General features: G+C 66.8%; 17 protein-coding genes. 9 read left to right on the top strand and 8 right to left on the bottom strand.

Annotation, left to right across the window (positions count from 1 at the left end):
• Window positions 1–105: 105 nt before the first annotated feature.
• Window positions 106–885 (bottom strand): hypothetical protein, encoded by a 780-nt coding sequence (locus AC07VL_RS18795; protein WP_494807180.1) that lies wholly within the window; start codon window positions 883–885, stop codon window positions 106–108.
• A gap of 226 nt (window positions 886–1111) precedes the next feature.
• Here AC07VL_RS18795 and ylqF point away from each other — a divergent pair, with 226 nt between their 5' ends.
• Entirely contained in the window at window positions 1112–2032 is a 921-nt protein-coding gene (gene ylqF / locus AC07VL_RS18790) for a ribosome biogenesis GTPase YlqF (protein WP_244556234.1), read from the top strand.
• Window positions 2033–2101: 69 nt separating this feature from the next.
• Here the strand turns inward: ylqF and AC07VL_RS18785 are convergent, their stop codons facing one another.
• Window positions 2102–2905: a DODA-type extradiol aromatic ring-opening family dioxygenase gene (locus AC07VL_RS18785; protein WP_494807179.1), complete on the bottom strand. Its 804-nt coding sequence runs from the start codon at window positions 2903–2905 to the stop codon at window positions 2102–2104.
• Window positions 2906–3019: 114 nt separating this feature from the next.
• Between AC07VL_RS18785 and AC07VL_RS18780 the strand changes: the two genes are divergently transcribed.
• The 5 genes from AC07VL_RS18780 (at window position 3020) to AC07VL_RS18760 (ending at window position 7480) form a co-directional block, all read left to right on the top strand.
• Window positions 3020–3910, top strand: coding sequence for a LysR family transcriptional regulator (locus AC07VL_RS18780; RefSeq protein ID WP_494807178.1), 891 nt, complete (start codon window positions 3020–3022; stop codon window positions 3908–3910).
• Between the two features lie 118 nt (window positions 3911–4028).
• Window positions 4029–5597, top strand: a complete 1569-nt coding sequence (locus AC07VL_RS18775) for a TonB-dependent receptor domain-containing protein (protein ID WP_494807177.1) — start codon at window positions 4029–4031, stop codon at window positions 5595–5597.
• A 147-nt stretch (window positions 5598–5744) separates the two neighbouring features.
• Window positions 5745–6416 (top strand): thiol:disulfide interchange protein DsbA/DsbL, encoded by a 672-nt coding sequence (locus tag AC07VL_RS18770; RefSeq protein ID WP_290605920.1) that lies wholly within the window; start codon window positions 5745–5747, stop codon window positions 6414–6416.
• Between the two features lie 12 nt (window positions 6417–6428).
• Window positions 6429–6653, top strand: a complete 225-nt coding sequence (locus tag AC07VL_RS18765) for a hypothetical protein (protein WP_290605918.1) — start codon at window positions 6429–6431, stop codon at window positions 6651–6653.
• Window positions 6654–6733: 80 nt separating this feature from the next.
• Window positions 6734–7480 carry an SDR family oxidoreductase gene (locus AC07VL_RS18760; protein ID WP_494807176.1) on the top strand — a complete coding sequence of 249 codons (747 nt, stop codon included), beginning with the start codon at window positions 6734–6736 and terminating at the stop codon, window positions 7478–7480.
• On the opposite strand, the gene AC07VL_RS18755 is transcribed toward AC07VL_RS18760, so the two are convergent.
• The 6 genes from AC07VL_RS18755 to AC07VL_RS18730 all read right to left on the bottom strand — a co-directional run bounded on the left by AC07VL_RS18755 (window position 7477) and on the right by AC07VL_RS18730 (window position 13200).
• Entirely contained in the window at window positions 7477–8376 is a 900-nt protein-coding gene (locus tag AC07VL_RS18755) for an HlyD family secretion protein (protein ID WP_494807175.1), read from the bottom strand. The genes AC07VL_RS18760 and AC07VL_RS18755 overlap by 4 nt on opposite strands.
• A 41-nt stretch (window positions 8377–8417) precedes the next feature.
• Window positions 8418–8618 (bottom strand): DUF1656 domain-containing protein, encoded by a 201-nt coding sequence (locus AC07VL_RS18750; protein WP_070224633.1) that lies wholly within the window; start codon window positions 8616–8618, stop codon window positions 8418–8420.
• Window positions 8608–10752, bottom strand: a complete 2145-nt coding sequence (locus AC07VL_RS18745; protein ID WP_494807174.1) for an FUSC family protein — start codon at window positions 10750–10752, stop codon at window positions 8608–8610. Before AC07VL_RS18745 ends, AC07VL_RS18750 begins: the two co-directional genes overlap by 11 nt.
• Window positions 10753–10762: 10 nt before the next feature.
• A complete protein-coding gene (locus AC07VL_RS18740; RefSeq protein WP_099760264.1) occupies window positions 10763–11269 on the bottom strand; it encodes a MarR family winged helix-turn-helix transcriptional regulator in 507 nt (168 codons plus the stop codon).
• Between the two features lie 64 nt (window positions 11270–11333).
• The gene (locus AC07VL_RS18735; RefSeq protein WP_494807173.1) at window positions 11334–12746 is read right to left on the bottom strand and encodes an efflux transporter outer membrane subunit; all 1413 of its coding nucleotides are present in this window, start codon (window positions 12744–12746) and stop codon (window positions 11334–11336) included.
• 136 nt (window positions 12747–12882) lie between these two features.
• Window positions 12883–13200, bottom strand: coding sequence for a DUF4148 domain-containing protein (locus AC07VL_RS18730; protein WP_494807172.1), 318 nt, complete (start codon window positions 13198–13200; stop codon window positions 12883–12885).
• Between the two features lie 284 nt (window positions 13201–13484).
• Between AC07VL_RS18730 and AC07VL_RS18725 the strand changes: the two genes are divergently transcribed.
• The 3 genes from AC07VL_RS18725 to AC07VL_RS18715 all read left to right on the top strand — a co-directional run bounded on the left by AC07VL_RS18725 (window position 13485) and on the right by AC07VL_RS18715 (window position 14794).
• Window positions 13485–13808, top strand: a complete 324-nt coding sequence (locus AC07VL_RS18725; RefSeq protein WP_494807171.1) for a hypothetical protein — start codon at window positions 13485–13487, stop codon at window positions 13806–13808.
• Window positions 13809–13936: 128 nt separating this feature from the next.
• Window positions 13937–14254, top strand: coding sequence for a hypothetical protein (locus AC07VL_RS18720; protein ID WP_290608518.1), 318 nt, complete (start codon window positions 13937–13939; stop codon window positions 14252–14254).
• 69 nt (window positions 14255–14323) lie between these two features.
• Complete coding sequence (locus tag AC07VL_RS18715) at window positions 14324–14794, top strand: DUF2244 domain-containing protein (protein ID WP_494807170.1); 471 nt, start codon at window positions 14324–14326, stop codon at window positions 14792–14794.
• Window positions 14795–14799 lie beyond the last annotated feature (5 nt).

Raw genomic sequence — 14799 nt, 5'->3', positions numbered from 1 at the left:
CATTGCTTTTCATTTAAGAGGCGATATTAGAGCATACTTTTTTATTGCTGACAGTAAATATATAAATCCATGTAGAAATATTTGACATGGTTTCCGCCCGCACCATTACTGCGCGCTGGCAGGCGCTGTCGTCGCGACCTGGCTCTCGTCGGCATAGCTCAGGGTCAGCAAGGTGTCGTCGTCCCACGTCTGGTCATGCAGCGGCGGCACGTAGCGCTGCTGGTCTGCCGTGATGCGGATGGCGGCCGTGCGCTCGCCAGAGCGCGCCTGCACGGCCAGCAGCTTGCGGAACACGGGATAGGGCACGTGGATCAGCGAGGAGTGGCAGGGGCCGCCCGCCAGGCGGAACAGGTTGCGCCGGACAAACGGCAGGTCATCCTGCTCCACGGCCCAGCGGATTTCGCACTCCATGCGCAGGTCGCCCAGGCGGCGCACATTCGCCGGCAGGCCGGGCGTATGGATGTCGGCGCGCCAGCGCACGGTGTCGCGCTTCTTGTTGCTGACCAGGTCCGCATTCGCGTCGTAGGCGGCCTTGTCGCGCGCCAGCGTAAAACTGCCGTTGGCAGCCAGCGGGATGGGGATCGACAGGTTCTCGGCCGACAGGTGCAGGGTGACGCCGTCGAGCTTGCCCGTCGGCGTGGCGGGGATGAGCATGAAGCGCAGCGGCGCAGCGGGCGCCAGGCGCAGGTGGTCGGCATAGGCGTCGACGCCCTTGAGCATGGTGCGGTAGGGACGCAGGTCGGGATCGCGCGTGCTTTGCACGTCGACGGTCTGCTGCACTTCCTGGCTGGACGGGTCGGCTGGCGCTGGCGGCTGTTCCTGGGCCAGGGCCGGCGGCAGGCCGGCGCAAAGGGCGGCAAGGAGGGCGGTGCGGAAGACGGACATGGAAAACAGCCAGGTTAAATGTGCGGGGAGCGGGCCGGCCCGCATGGACGGACACGGATCTTATCATTCATGTAACTGCAAAATTATCACCAATTGTCTCGTTCGTGTCGCACGGTAGCCATTGCCGTCAGTAAACGCGACGCTGTGGCGGCAACCACGTAAAATAGCGGATTGACCGAACGATTTTGAAAGCAAGAGCATGGCGATACAATGGTACCCAGGACACATGAACGCGGCCCGCAAGAAAGCGGCCGAGACCATGGAGAACACCGATCTGGTGATTGAAGTGGTGGACGCGCGCCTGCCGGCAGCCAGCTGCAATCCCATGGTGGACGAGCTGCGCCTGTTCCGCCAGCGCCCCTGCCTGAAGATCCTCAACAAGACCGACCTGGCCGATCCCGCCGCGACAGCCGCCTGGGTGGCGTATTTCAACGCCCAGGAAGGCGTGACGGCGTATGCGATGACGACCAAGAAGCCGGGCGACGTGGCGCGCATCCCGGAACTGGCGAAATCGCTGGCGCCGCACCGGGGCGTGCCGACGAAACCGTTGCGCATCATGATCATGGGCATCCCCAACGTGGGCAAGTCGACCCTGATGAACGCGCTGTTGAAAAAACGCGTGGCCAAGGTGGGCGACGAGCCGGCCGTGACGAAAATGCAGCAAAAGCTGTACCTGGACAAGAACACCATCCTCGTCGACACGCCCGGCATGCTGTGGCCGAAGATCGCCATCCCCAGCGACGGCCTGATGCTGGCGGCCAGCCACGCCATCGGCTCGAACGCGCTGATCGAAGAGGAAGTGGCCGTGTTCCTGGCCGAGGAATTGCTCAAGCGCTACCCGGACTTGCTGGCGGCCCGCTACGGCACCAAGGTCGGCGAAGTCGACGCCATCGGCGTGGTCGAAGGCATTGCCGCCAAGCGCGGCTTCCGCATCAAGGGCGGCGACTACGATTTCGAGAAGGCGTCGCACACCCTGCTGCTCGATTACCGCAGCGGCATCCTGGGACGTATCTCGCTGGAAACGCCGGACACGCGCGCCGCCCTGCTGGCCCAGCACGCGGCCGAGATGGCGGAAAAGGCGGCGAAGGCGGCGGAAATTGCCGCCGAAAAGGCAAAGAACGCGGCGCGCGGCAAGCGCGGCACGTAATTCCGGCGACAGCCATGCAAAAAGCGCCGCGACATCACTGTCGCGGCGCTTTTTGCATGGGCTGCCCGCTTATCCGAACTTGAAGCTGGTGACGGCCAGCGCCCCAAAGAAATCTTCCTCGTGGTACACCACGTGCGCCGCTTCCTGCTCGGCCGCGCCCAGCGCCACCATCAGCGGCAGCAGGTGGTCTTCCTGCGGATGGGCCTGGCGCGCGCCCGGCGCCCGGTCCCAGGCCAGCAACTGTTCCAGCCGCTGCGCCGGCGGCAGGGCCATCGTGTCGCGCAGCCAGGCATCGAACTGGTGCGAGGCGACGGCGCCCGCCTGGCCGAACTGGCGCAGGTTGTGATAACTGAGGCCACTGCCCAGTATCAGCACCCCCTGGCGGCGCAGGCCGGCCAGCGCGCGGCCCACCTCGACGTGCGTCAGCGGGTCGTAGCCGTGTTTCAGCGACAGCTGCACCAGCGGCATGTCCGCCTGCGGGTAGATGGGGTACAGGGCGCTGAAGGTGCCGTGGTCGAAACCGCGCTCGTGGTCCAGGCGCGCCGGATGGCCGGCCGCATCGAGCAGCTGCTTGACTTGCGCCGCCAGTGCCGGCGCGCCCGGCGCCGGGTACTGGATTTGATAGGTGTGCGGCGGAAAGCCCGAGTAATCGTAGATCATGCCTGGCTGCGGGCTGGCCGAGACGAGAAATTGCGGCCCTTCCCAGTGCGCCGTCACCACCAGCACGGCCTTCGGGCGCGCGCCGATCTGGCGCGGGATATCCTGCAGCGACGCTTCGAGCACGTCGTAGCGGCCGCCGAACTGCTCCTTCATGAAGGGCCACGGGCCGCCGCCGTGCGACAGGAAATAGGTGGGGAAGGTGTGCTCTTGCATGGCGGCTCCTGGTGGGAATGGCTGATGATGACACCATGATAGTCATGCGCAATGAGTTGATCAAGATCGCTATTATTGATATATCATTTCCTTTTTGTTGATGATCGGATGAGCATGGATACCTTGCGCAGCATGCGCGTGTTTCGCGCCGTGGTGGAGCTGGACAGCTTCGTGCGCGCCAGCGAGCGCCTGGACCTGTCGCCGGCCATGGTCAGCAAGCACGTGATGCACCTGGAGCGCCACCTGGGCGCGCGCCTGCTGAACCGCAGCAGCCGCCACCTGAGCCTGACGGAAATCGGCAAGGTGTATTTTGAACAGTGCCGCGACATGCTCGACAACCTCGACGAGGTGGAAGCGACGGTGGGCCGCACGACGGTGGTGCCACGCGGCATGCTGCGCTTGAGCGCGCCCGTCTGGTTCGCCAACGCCATCTTTACGCGCACCCTGGCCGCCTACCGCGCACGCTTCCCGGAAGTGACCTTCGACATCGATTTGAGCGGCAGGGTCGTCAACCTGGTGGAAGAGGGCTTCGACCTGGCCCTGCGGGTGAGCCAGGCGCCGTCGCCCACCCTGATTGCGCGGCCCATCGGCAGCATCGCCTTTCATCTCGTGGCCGCGCCCGCCTACCTGGCGCGTGGCGGCCATCCGCAGGCGCCGCAGGAGCTGGCGCAGCACGCCATGATCAGTTATTCCTTGTTGGCGAACGGTAATGAACTGGCCTTCGACGGCCCGCAGGGGAGCGAGACGGTGAAGTTCTCGCCCGTGCTGCAATGTAATAACGAAAGCCTGCTGCACGCGGCCGCGCTCGACGGCATGGGCATCGCCCTGCTGCCCTCGTGGCAGACGGATGCGGACCTGGCGGCGGGGCGGCTGGTGCGCCTCTTCGACGGCTACCGGCTGGCGGGCGGCAAGGTGTACGCCGTCTACACGAGCCGCCGCTACCTGTCTTCGAAAGTGCGCACCTTCATCGATTTCCTGGCCGAGGAAGGGCGCCTGGGCAGCTGATGGCGCAGGCGCTTGCGGCGCCGCGCGGCGTGCGTATAATGATTCGCTTTTGCCATCCCGTCTATCCACGAGCGCGCGTCCGCGCCGCGACCATGCCATTGCACTCAAGCCAGCCGCCATGATGCCTGTTCCCCTCGCCCTGACTGTTGCCACGCGCGCCTTGCTGCTGTGCGCCCTGGCCATGCCGGCGTGCGCGCAGGAAGGGGGCGATGCGGCCGGCGGCGCGTCCGCCGCGCCGGCCGGCGTCACGCATGGCGACCTGTCGGGCGAGCTGGCGCAGGGCGGCCAGCACAGCATGCGCGGCGCCCTGGCGTACGACCGCGATGGCATGGCGCTCGACGCGGCGGTGGATGGACAGCGCAATGGCAATTACCGCGATGGCAGCGTGTTCCACCAGCGCGGCTTCAACGGCGGCGCCGAGTGGAAGCTGCGGCAGGGGCGTTTCGGCTTCACGGCCGACCAGCTGAAGCAGGAGACGCGCTATCCGGCGCCCGAGGCGCCCTACCTGGCCCTGCTGGCGGCGCGCCCGGAAGACCTGTACAGCTATGAAGTGCAGCGCGCCAGCGCCTTCGTGCAGCGCTACGTGGGCAATTTCGAGCTGGGCGTGGAACTGTCGCAGCGGGAAAAGCGCGCCGAGGCCCGCTATGCGGGCGAGGCCGGCAGCGCCGAGTCGTCTTACCGCAGCCGGCGCCGGCTGCTGGCGCCCCGCGTGCGCCATTACGGCAAGGTGGGCGGCGTGGGCACGGACACGGAAGTGGGCCTGGACCTGATGCAGTGGGAGCGGCGTTCCGGCAGCGCCGCGTGGGGACGCGAAGGCGATGCGCAGCGCCACCAGTTTTCGCGCGCGCTGCTGCTGCGCGAAGAGCTGGCCTTTGGCGGCGCGCTGGCGCCGCGCTTGCTGCTGGGACTGCGGCATGAACAGATCCAGCTCGATCCCGCCGACATGCCCTTCGGCGGCAGCGACTGGGAAAACCAGAACGCCTGGGATGTGCAGGGCAGCGTGCTGCTGCGTCCCCAACTGAGCGTGTACGCCAGGAGCGCGCGCAGCTATCGCATCGATGACGATGGCTACACGAGCGCCGGCTATCGTCCGCTGGCGGGACAGGAGCGGCGCGAGACGGAGCTGGGCGCCACCTTTGGCGACAGCGCGCGCAGCGCCTCCGTGCGCGTGTTCAGCGAGCGCCTGAGCAACCAGATCGTCTTCGACCACAGCCTGGGCCAGCTGGGCTTTGCCGGCAACCTGGAGCCGTCGCGCCGCGACGGCATCGCCATCGAGGCCAGCGCGGCCCTGGCGCGCGCCTGGCGCCTGGACGGCCAGCTGCGGCAGGTGCATGCGCGCTACGACGATTACGCCTACGATGGCCCGGATATCGCGCTCGTGCCGAAGACCCTGGCGACCCTGCGCCTGTACTGGACGGGACCGCGCGGCGCCAGCGCCGACGTGGGCGTGCAGTGGCTGCGCGCCCTGCGCTATGGCCCGGATTTCGCCGGCAGCTGCCTGGCGCAGGTGCCCGCGTTTGCCACCGTGGACGGACGCGCCGTGCGCAAGCTGGGCGCCTGGGAGCTGGAACTGGCCGGCAGCAACCTGGCCAACCGCCGCCACTACGGCGATGCGCCGGGCTGCCGTTCGAGCATTTACCAGAATGACCGGCGCCAGCTGCGCATCTCGGCGCGCTACCATTTCTGAGGCGCAGGCGCGGCGGGGCTTAAATGCGGCTTAAGCGGGCGCGGACAGGGGCGGTAAACGCGCCTTTTTTGCGCCCGATCTTCATCGCCCGGCGCAAAAAGTGGTAATCTCGCCCCGTTCACGACCACTTTATGATGAAGGATTATTATGCGTTTTCTGCGTTTCTTGCGTCCCCTGCTTGCTGCCGTCACCCTGGTGGCGGCCACCGGCGGCGCCATGGCGGCCGATACCGGCTTTACCACGCTCCCCACGCCAGTGCGCACGGACACGGGCAAGAAGGTGGAAGTGGTGGAATACTTCATGTATTCCTGCCCGCATTGCTACGCGCTCGATCCGCTGATGCACGACTGGGTCAAGAAGCAGGGCGACAAGATCGCCTTCCGCCGCATCCACCTGGCCTTCTCCGGCCCGAAGGACCCGCAGGCGCACGCCTACGTCACCCTGGAGGCGATGGGCCAGCTGGACCAGTTCCATGACAAGATCTTCCGCGCCATCCACGTCGAACGCAACCGCCTGAACCGCGATGACGCCATCCTCGACCTGCTAGTGAAGAACGGCATCGACAAGGCGAAATACCTGGACATGTTCAATTCCTTCGGCGTGCAGACCAAGCTGAAACGCAACGAGCAGCTGATCACCGCCAGCAAGATCGACAGCGCGCCGACCATCGTCATCGATGGCCGCTTCGTCACCTCGCCGGCGCAATTGTCGCGTCCTGGCCAGTCCGAGCCGCAGACTCAGGCGGCGACCCTGCGCGTGATGGACGAACTGGTGGCGCGCGTGCTGAAAGAGCGCGCTCCCGCGCCAGCGAAGAAGTAAACGGAGATTCCCATGAAGCAGCTGCCCTGGACTCTGTGCGTGCTGGCCCTGGCCCTCGTGGCGTGGCTGGCGATCGCCGTCGTCAACGTGGAAAACCAGCGCAATGCGCTGGTCACCAAGGCCTGCGCGGACCCCGCGTTCAAGGGCGAAGTCGACGCGAAATGCCTGGCCGGCGTGCAGACGCGCGCGCACTGGTGGCAGCATTTGGGCTACGCCATGACGCACTTCAGGAACTGAAAGCGACTGCAGAAAAACCCGCCATGCGCGGGTTTTTTTTCGTCCGCGTATGATGAGGCCACAACCACCGGGGAGGGGCAATGAAGGAAGTGATCCTGATTACGGGCAGCAGCCGCGGCATCGGCGCGGCGACGGCCTTGCTGGCGGCGCGCCAGGGTTATGCCGTGTGCATCAACTACGTGCGCGATGCGCAGGCGGCCGGGGCGCTGCGCGCGCGCATCGCCGCCGAAGGGGGCGAGGCCATCGCCGTGCAGGCCGATGCCGGCGACGCGCAAGACGTGGCGCGCCTGTTCGCCGAGACCGATGCGCGCCTGGGCACGGTGACGGCGCTGGTCAACAATGTGGGCGTGCTGGAGCAGAAATGCCGGCTCGTCGACATTGCCGTGCCGCGCCTGGAGCGCGTGCTGCGCACCAACGTGATCAGTTACTTCTTGTGCTGCCAGCAGGCCGTGCGGCGCATGTCGACGGCGACGGGCGGGCAGGGCGGGCGCATCGTGAACGTCTCGTCGGCGGCGGCGCGCCTCGGTTCGGCGGGGGAGTACATCGATTACGCGGCGTCGAAGGGCGCCGTCGACACGCTGACCATCGGCCTGGCGAAGGAAGTGGCGGCCGAAGGCATCCGCGTCAACGGCGTGCGGCCGGGCATCATCTACACGGACATCCACGCCTCGGGCGGCGAGCCGGGCAGGGTGGCGCGCCTGGAATCGGGCGTGCCCATGCAGCGCGGCGGCCAGCCGGAAGAAGTGGCCGAGGCCATCTTGTATCTGCTGGGGTCGGGCGCGACGTATGTGACGGGCAGCATCCTCGACGTGGCCGGCGGCCGTTAGGCCTTGTGCGGCGCGGCTGGCGCGGTGCCGGCCGGCGCCGAATGGGGCGTGATCACCACGGTGCAGGTGGTGCCCGCCACCAGCAGCTGGCCCTTCGGCTGCTCGTCGATATGGATGCGCACGGGCACGCGCTGCGCCAGGCGCACCCAGTTGAAGGTGGGATTGACGTCGGCCAGCAGTTCGCGGCCCGTGGCGGCGTCGCGGTCGGTGATGCCGCGCGCGATGCTCTCAATGTGGCCGTGCAGGGTGCCGCCGCTCATCAGATTCATTTCCGCCTTGTCGTCCTGCGCCAGCATGCCCAGCTTGGTTTCCTCGAAGTAGCCGACGACGTAGTAGGAGGCGCTGTCGATGACGGCCAGCTTGGCCGCGCCGACGGCGGCAAAATCGCCCTTGTGCACGTTCAGGTTGGTCACGTAGCCGCTGACGGGGGCGCGCACGGTGGTGCGCTCCAGGTTCAATTGCGCCAGGGCGCGGGCGGCCACGGCGGCCTGCACTTGCGAGGTGGCCGAGGTGGCGGCAAAGGCCGCGCTTTCGCGGCTTTCCGTGGAGATGATGCTGGCGTCGAGTCCCGCGCGGCGCTGCGCTTCCTTGCCGCGGCGGCCCTGCTCCGTCCTTTGCGCGGCTAGCACGGCGTCGGCCTGGGCCAGCGCGCTGACATAGCGCTCCCTGTCGACGACGAACAGCACGTCGCCCTTCTGCACCACCTGGTTGTCGCGCACCAGCACGTCCGTGACGGTGCCCGCCACGTCGGCGCTGATGTTGACGATGTCGGCCTTGATGCGGCCGTCGCGCGTCCATGGCGACTCCATGTAGCGGTCCCAGACGGTCTTGCCTATCCACAGGGCCGCCACCAGGAGCAGCAGGGTGATGGCATAGCGGGTCAGTTTGGTTACCATGGCGGTACCCCTTCCTTGATTTGGTTGAAGAGTTTTTTTAATTATTTGTACAGCGACAGGGCCAGCGCGCCGAAGATGGCGATGAAGATGCACAGCCGCGCCAGCGACGGGTGCCACACCATGCGGTACACGCCCAGCCAGCCCAGCACCCGGTCGAGCAGGGTTTGCAGGCCGATGCTGAGGATGAACAGGGGCAGCAGGGTAGGAATCAGGATTCCGAACAGGGCGAATTCACGCGGCATGGTGGTCTCCGGCGCCAGGCGCCATTTGGTCGAGTAATGAAGTGTAGATCGAGTGCAGGTCGGCCAGCGCCGTCTGCAGGCGCGCGCTGCGTTCGGCTGTCGCATCCGCCTCGCCTTGCGCGGCGCGCACCACGGCGCCCGCCTGCAGGGTGACCGCCAGCGCCGCCTGCAGCTGCGTGTCGGCGCGCGTGCGCAGCCAGGCGCCGATGTGGTCCACGCACTGCTGCAGCGCGTGGCGCGTGGCGCCCGGGCGGGCGCTGGCGATCAGTTCGCGCAGTTCGATCACCGAGTGGCCGATTTCCAGCAGATTCAAAGCCTGGCGCACGACGGCGCGCGTGGCGACGCCCGGCGCCGGTCCGGCCGCCGCGTTGAGCTGGCTGAGCAGGTCGCGCACGCGGTTGTCGAAGCGGTGCTTGACCCTGCGCACGGGCGCCGTGCACGCGTGCAGGGCTTCGCGCCACAGGGCCGGGCCCACGTGGTCCCTGTGGCCCATGGTGTGCTCGGGCAGCAGCACGGCAAACACGAGGGCGGCCAGCATCAGGCCGACGATCAGCGCCATGCCCGTGTTCAGAAAGCCCGCGCCGTCGACGCGCATGACGTTCAGCGGCGCCATCTGCGTGATGAAGGTCGACACGCCCAGTCCGACGCCCAGCTTGGCGGGATTGGTCATCAGGTACAGGCCGACGGCCAGGAAGGGCGCAAAGCTGAGCACCAGCATGGGGAAGCCGTCGCCGTGCAGCAGCACGAAGTACACGCACACGAGCGACAGCGGCATGGCGATCAGAAAGCCCGTCAGCACCTGGCGGATCATCATGATGGGACGCGGCGAGGACGAGGCCAGGGCGCAGAACACGGCCGCCATCAGCATCGCCGTGCCGGCGTAGGGCCAGGCGAGGAAGTAGGCGCCCAGGGCCAGCAGGGCCAGGCTGATGCCGGCGCGCGCGCCGCTGGCGATGACCAGCGCGGGCGGCGTCTTCGGCGCGTAGGCCTGCGGCGTGCTGATCTCCAGCGGGGTGTCGTGGGCCAGGCTGAAATACACTTCGTGAAAGCGGCTCATGTCGCGCGCAAAGCGTTCCAGCAGTTCGCAGACGGTGTCGAAATCGATGCGCTGCGCGTGCGCGACGGGCGCGCCGTCGATCTCCGCGCGGGCCTGGGCCAGCGCCGTTTGCAGGTGCAGCTGCATGGTGTCGAGCGAGTCCTGCGACGGCGTCGTCTGCAGCGCTTCGGCGACGATGGCGTACAGGGGCGCGCACGCCTGCATGACCTGGTTTTCGCCGTCGCGCTGCAGGCGGTCGAACAGGCGGTGGAAGGTGTAGAAGGTGGTCAGCGCCGTCATGAAGGTGGCGTTGAAGGCGTGCAGCTTGCGGTTTTGCGCGCGCACGTGGCCCACCTTGCTGGTCACTTCAAACAGGGCGGCCGAGCGGCCCAGCTCCAGCGCCGCCACGTCGGCGGCGAACTGCAGATGCGTCAGCTCCACCTGCGCCGGCGTGAGCTTTTGCTGCAGCACGTCCTGGCAGAAGGCGAGGAACTTGCCGTAGCGGGCCTGCACCGTGCGCATCACCTGCGTGCCCTGGTGGCGCGGCAGCAGCACGCTGGAGACGGCGGCCGAGCAGATGATGCCCAGGCCTACCTCGGCCACCCGCGTGACGGCCAGCGCGAATACCTGCGTCGGCTGCTCGATGGCGGGCAGCACGATCATGCAGGCCGTGTAGCCGGCCAGCACGTACACATACGACTGGGCGTTGCGGTGCAGGGCCGAGCCGCTCGTGCACAGGCCCACCCACAGGGACAGGCCGGCGAACAGCAGCACGGGCTGCTGCGGGAACAGGCCGATCAGGGTCAGCGCGGCCAGGCAGCCCAGCAGGGTGCCGCACAGGCGGTAAAAGCTTTTTTCCAGCACCATGCCGCTGCTGGGCAGGGCCAGGATGATGGTGGTGGTCATGGCCGTGCTGGGGGAATCGAGGCCCAGGCGGTAGGCCAGCCACAGCGCGCAGAACGCGGCGATGAGGTTCTTGCCGACGTAGATCCAGCGTTCGCCTTCCGTCGTGCGCCAGTCCTGCAGCGCCAGCGCCAGCCAGCGGGCCGCCCGCGTCAGGGGGCCGTGTAGGGATTTTGTTGCTGTGGCTGGCGTCATCGATAGGCTATCAGTTCTGGTTGTTGAGATTGTTGAGGTTGCGCAACTGGCGCACGTACAGCTTGTCGAGCACTTGCAGTTCTTCCTGTGTGAAGCCTTCGTACAGGGCCGAGGTTTCCTGGTACACGTCGGGCAGCGCCGTTTCGATCAGCGCGCGGCCCTTGTCGGTCAGCGAGATCATCACCGAGCGGCGGTCGCCAGGGCGCGTGCCGCGGTGGATCAGGCCACGCGTTTCCAGGTCGTTGCACACGCGCGTCAGGTTGGCCGGCTTTTCATGGCACGCCATGCCCAGGGTGCAGGCGTTCGAGGTTTCGTCGTCCGTGCCGTACAGCACGGCCAGCACCATGTAGCTGGCATCGACCAGGTCGTGCTTCTTCAGCGCGGCATTGGTCAGGTCCTTCATGCCTTTTTGAATGTGGTACGTCATGCGCAGCAGGCGCATCAGTTCCATGGGGAAGCCTGGCATGCGCGTGCGGATGTTTTGCAGCCGCTTGGAGGTGGCGTCAAAAGCGGTCATGTCATATTCCTTCATGTGTGAATAAAGCTCCGATTGTATCTTGTTGAGCTATGGCAACGCGAGTCTAGATGCCGCCTCCCAGTGCATTCATCAAGGAAACGTAGAGATCCAGTTCGCGTGCCCCATTTTGCGCCTGCTGCTGTTCTTCCGCCAGCAGCGCCACTTGCGTGTTGAGCATGTTGATGGCGTCGCTCATGCCCGCCTTGTAGGCCTTTTCCGCCAGGTCGCGCGCGCGCTGCGCCGTGGCCAGCGCCTGCGCGGTCAGCAGGTGCTGCTTTTCCAGCGATTGTGCCTTGGTGACGGCGTTGGCGACGTCCGACATGGCGTTGATGACGGTGGCGTTGTATTGCTCCACGGCACCGTCGTAGATGGCCGTCTGGCTGCCCAGCTGGGCGCGCAAACGGGCGCCGGCAAAGATGGGCAGGCTCAGCGCGGGCGAGGCGCCGCGGATTTCCGAGTTGGCGTCGAGAAAGTGGCTGAAGCCGAAGGCCTGGAAGCCGGCGAAGGCCACCAGGTTGACGTTCGGGTAAAACTCGGCCTTGGCCGCATCGATGCGCTGCGCCGCCGCTTCCACGCGCCAGCGCTGGGCGGCGATGTCGGGCCGGCGGCCGATCAGGTCGGCCGGCAGGGCGGCGGGAATGGCCAGCGGCTGGTCCAGGCGCAGCACGGGACGCGTGAGCGCCGCGCCGGCGCCCGGCCCCTTGCCCGCCAGGGCCGCCAGCTGGTTGCGCAGCAGGGCCAGCGATTCGGCCGACTGCTCCAGCTGGCGCCGTCCCGCGGGCAGGGTGGTTTCGATTTGCGCCACGTCGACATCGGTGCCGATGCCGGCTTGCTTGCGCTGGCGCGTGATGTCGAGGATGCGGGCGCGCTGCGCCAGGCTGCGCTCGATCACGTCCTGCAGCGTGAATTCATACGACAGCTGGATGTAGGTGCGCACCAGCGCCGTTTCCAGGGCCAGGCGGGCCATCTGCGACTCGGCCGAGGCCATCTGCACGTCGCCCAGCGCGGCGGACAGGGCGGCGCGGTTGCGGCCCCACAGGTCCAGGTCGTACGAAGCCGTGACGGTGGCCTGGTTGCGCCACGCGTAATTGCCCGCCAGCGGCGCCGGCGTGCTGCCGTGCAGCGAATACAGTTCGCGGTTGATGGAGACGGACGCGTCGGCCTGCGGACGGGTCTTGTCTTCCGCCGCGCCGGCCAGCGCCTCGGCCTGGCGCACGCGCGCCTGGGCGCCGCGCAGGGTGGGGCTGTCGGCCAGCGCCTGCTCCATCAAACGGTTCAATTGGGGGTCGTGCAAGTCCTGCCACCATTGCGTGCGCGGCCATTGTATGGTGGCGCTGGCGGCGGCATCCATGGCCTGGCTGGCCTGCAGTTTATTGGCGTCGAGCATGACCGATTGCGGCGCGATATGGCCCATGTCGGCGCAAGCGCTCAAGGCAAGGATCAGGCTGGCGGCAAGCAGACGGCGGTGCAGGGACATGCAGGAACTCCGATAGTGTTGGGGGTGTTGCTGACAGCTCGCCGCGGTGAGCGCCGGGAGTGGCCCGGTCGGGGGAGACCCGAATGCTGCGCCGCAACTGAGGTGTGTTACTGACTGAAACCGGCTGACTGGTTTCTTATTTGACGACGTGCTTGGTCGTTTGTGCCACGTCAAAATCGGCTTCCGTCTGCGGGATCTGGCCGGCCTTGCGGGCGGCGTAGAACTCGGCCATGACTTGCTCGCGCGTCACTTTGCTGGCGGCGGTGGCCGGCGTTTTCGGGTAGTCGACTTCGCTGGTGGCGATTTCGCCGGCGTTGCGGGCACGGATGTATTCGGCCGTGACGTCAGCGCGCGTGAGTTGCTGGCTGGCAGCGGCAGGCGCGGCGCTCTGGGCGAAAGCCGAGGTGGCGGTCGTGATGGCAAACAATGCTGCGATGAGTGATTTGGCTTGCATGATAAGACTCCAAAATGTGCATGATGGCTGGGTGGATGGGCCGGATCGCCACGTACCGGTCGGTCCGGCAGCGTTGCGCGGGTGGGCGCCGTGCTGCCGGTGAAGCATTTCTGGATGAGAAGCTGCTTACTTGAATTAACTATAGCAATGAATAGTACATTTGTGAAGTAATTTCTGAAAATATTTGTGCGGTGCCGCATTTTCCCCGGGGAAAATGCCGTGCAGGCGTGCGCCGCCAGCCCGGCCAGGGGAGTAAGCTGATTTTTTATTAACGGGAGTCAGCCATGAGCAGCAGTTCACTCGATCCGGATAATTTACCCGTCACCCCCGACCGCGTCCTGGGCAGCGGCCACGGCAAGGGCGCCCTGGGGCCCAGCGACAGTTCCGACAGCGGCAGCGACATGCAGGGCGTGCCGGGCCAGGATGCGGAAGCGCTCGACAGCGACAGCGATGCGGCCGGCACCGGCGAGCGGGCCGGCGTGGAGCCGCAAAACGCGGCGCCCGATGGCGGCGACATCGATGTCGACCATGTGGAGAGCATCGCGCCCGTGCAGCCGGCGGGCGACGCCGATGCGCAGGACGCCGCGCCGCAGGCGCCGCGGCCCTGATCCGGGCGGCCGGCTGTAAGTTGCCGTGGCGAATTACCGTCGCCGCTGCGCCATCAGCGTAAAATGGAGGCAAGGCGGCGCGCGCGCCGCCATGGCCAGCCGGCCGGCACAGGATAGGATGTCACAGGATGCACACGCAGATGTCGGAAGAGAAAGAAAAGGACTTGATGTCGATGTACCGCGAGACGCGGCCGCGCGAGTTCGTCGGTGAAAAAAGCACCACCAACCACCTCGCGTGGAGCTTGCTGGTGATCTTGCTGGCGCTGGCGTTCTGGCTGGCCGTGGCCCTGGCGGCGGCGGAAAACCAGCGCCATGCCCTGGCAACCCGGGCTTGCCAGGACCGCGTGTTTCCGGCGGAGATAGATATGTCTTGCTTGCAGCAGGTCAAGTCGCGCGAGCACTGGTGGCAGCACGTGGGCCATGCGCTCGTGCACTTGGGCGATTGATTGAACTTGCCGGCTTGAAGCAAAGCGAGCGGCCACGAGGGCCGTAGCGATGATGTTGCGGGAGGCGCCATGCCACGCGATCATTCGCGCGAGCAGCCACAATGGCTGTTTGCGCGCCACAGGGCCTTGACGACGCGCCAGCTGCTGCGCGCATATGGCGTGCTGTGCCTGTTTTCCACGGCGATCGCCGCCGCCTTTGCCCTGCGCGGCCTGTGGTACATCCCCGTCTTTTCATTTGCCGAACTGGGCCTGGTGGCCATGGCCTTGCTGTATTACCTGCGCCACGCGCGCGATTACGAGCACATCGCCCTGCGCGACGGCGAGCTGATCGTCGAGCAGGTGCGCGCGGGACGCTGCCGGCGCCACCATTTCGCCCCGTGGCGCACGCGCATCGTCGTGCCGCAGGGCACGCGCCAGCTGATCCGCATTTGCGACCTGCGCGCCGGCGGCACGCAGGTGGCGGTGGGCGCCTTGGCCACGCCCGAGCGGCGCCGGCAGGTGGCGCAGGAACTGCGCGCGCTGCTGCCGTCGCCGTCCTGAACGCG

This window comes from Janthinobacterium sp. GW821-FHT03C08 (genome assembly GCF_059420905.1).
The sequence above is the reverse complement of the archived record's forward strand: the minus strand, read 5'-3'. Positions and strand labels throughout refer to the sequence as shown.

Excerpts from the sequence above, each read along its gene's own strand:
- AC07VL_RS18795 (WP_494807180.1), bottom strand. The coding sequence starts at position 885 with ATGTCCGTCTTCCGCACCGCCCTCCTTGCCGCCCTTTGCGCCGGCCTG.
- ylqF (WP_244556234.1), top strand. The coding sequence starts at position 1,112 with ATGAACGCGGCCCGCAAGAAAGCGGCCGAGACCATGGAGAACACCGAT.
- AC07VL_RS18785 (WP_494807179.1), bottom strand. The coding sequence starts at position 2,905 with ATGCAAGAGCACACCTTCCCCACCTATTTCCTGTCGCACGGCGGCGGC.
- AC07VL_RS18780 (WP_494807178.1), top strand. The coding sequence starts at position 3,020 with ATGGATACCTTGCGCAGCATGCGCGTGTTTCGCGCCGTGGTGGAGCTG.
- AC07VL_RS18775 (WP_494807177.1), top strand. The coding sequence starts at position 4,029 with ATGATGCCTGTTCCCCTCGCCCTGACTGTTGCCACGCGCGCCTTGCTG.
- AC07VL_RS18770 (WP_290605920.1), top strand. The coding sequence starts at position 5,745 with ATGCGTTTTCTGCGTTTCTTGCGTCCCCTGCTTGCTGCCGTCACCCTG.
- AC07VL_RS18765 (WP_290605918.1), top strand. The coding sequence starts at position 6,429 with ATGAAGCAGCTGCCCTGGACTCTGTGCGTGCTGGCCCTGGCCCTCGTG.
- AC07VL_RS18760 (WP_494807176.1), top strand. The coding sequence starts at position 6,734 with ATGAAGGAAGTGATCCTGATTACGGGCAGCAGCCGCGGCATCGGCGCG.
- AC07VL_RS18755 (WP_494807175.1), bottom strand. The coding sequence starts at position 8,376 with ATGGTAACCAAACTGACCCGCTATGCCATCACCCTGCTGCTCCTGGTG.
- AC07VL_RS18750 (WP_070224633.1), bottom strand. The coding sequence starts at position 8,618 with ATGCCGCGTGAATTCGCCCTGTTCGGAATCCTGATTCCTACCCTGCTG.
- AC07VL_RS18745 (WP_494807174.1), bottom strand. The coding sequence starts at position 10,752 with ATGACGCCAGCCACAGCAACAAAATCCCTACACGGCCCCCTGACGCGG.
- AC07VL_RS18740 (WP_099760264.1), bottom strand. The coding sequence starts at position 11,269 with ATGACCGCTTTTGACGCCACCTCCAAGCGGCTGCAAAACATCCGCACG.
- AC07VL_RS18735 (WP_494807173.1), bottom strand. The coding sequence starts at position 12,746 with ATGTCCCTGCACCGCCGTCTGCTTGCCGCCAGCCTGATCCTTGCCTTG.
- AC07VL_RS18730 (WP_494807172.1), bottom strand. The coding sequence starts at position 13,200 with ATGCAAGCCAAATCACTCATCGCAGCATTGTTTGCCATCACGACCGCC.
- AC07VL_RS18725 (WP_494807171.1), top strand. The coding sequence starts at position 13,485 with ATGAGCAGCAGTTCACTCGATCCGGATAATTTACCCGTCACCCCCGAC.
- AC07VL_RS18720 (WP_290608518.1), top strand. The coding sequence starts at position 13,937 with ATGCACACGCAGATGTCGGAAGAGAAAGAAAAGGACTTGATGTCGATG.
- AC07VL_RS18715 (WP_494807170.1), top strand. The coding sequence starts at position 14,324 with ATGCCACGCGATCATTCGCGCGAGCAGCCACAATGGCTGTTTGCGCGC.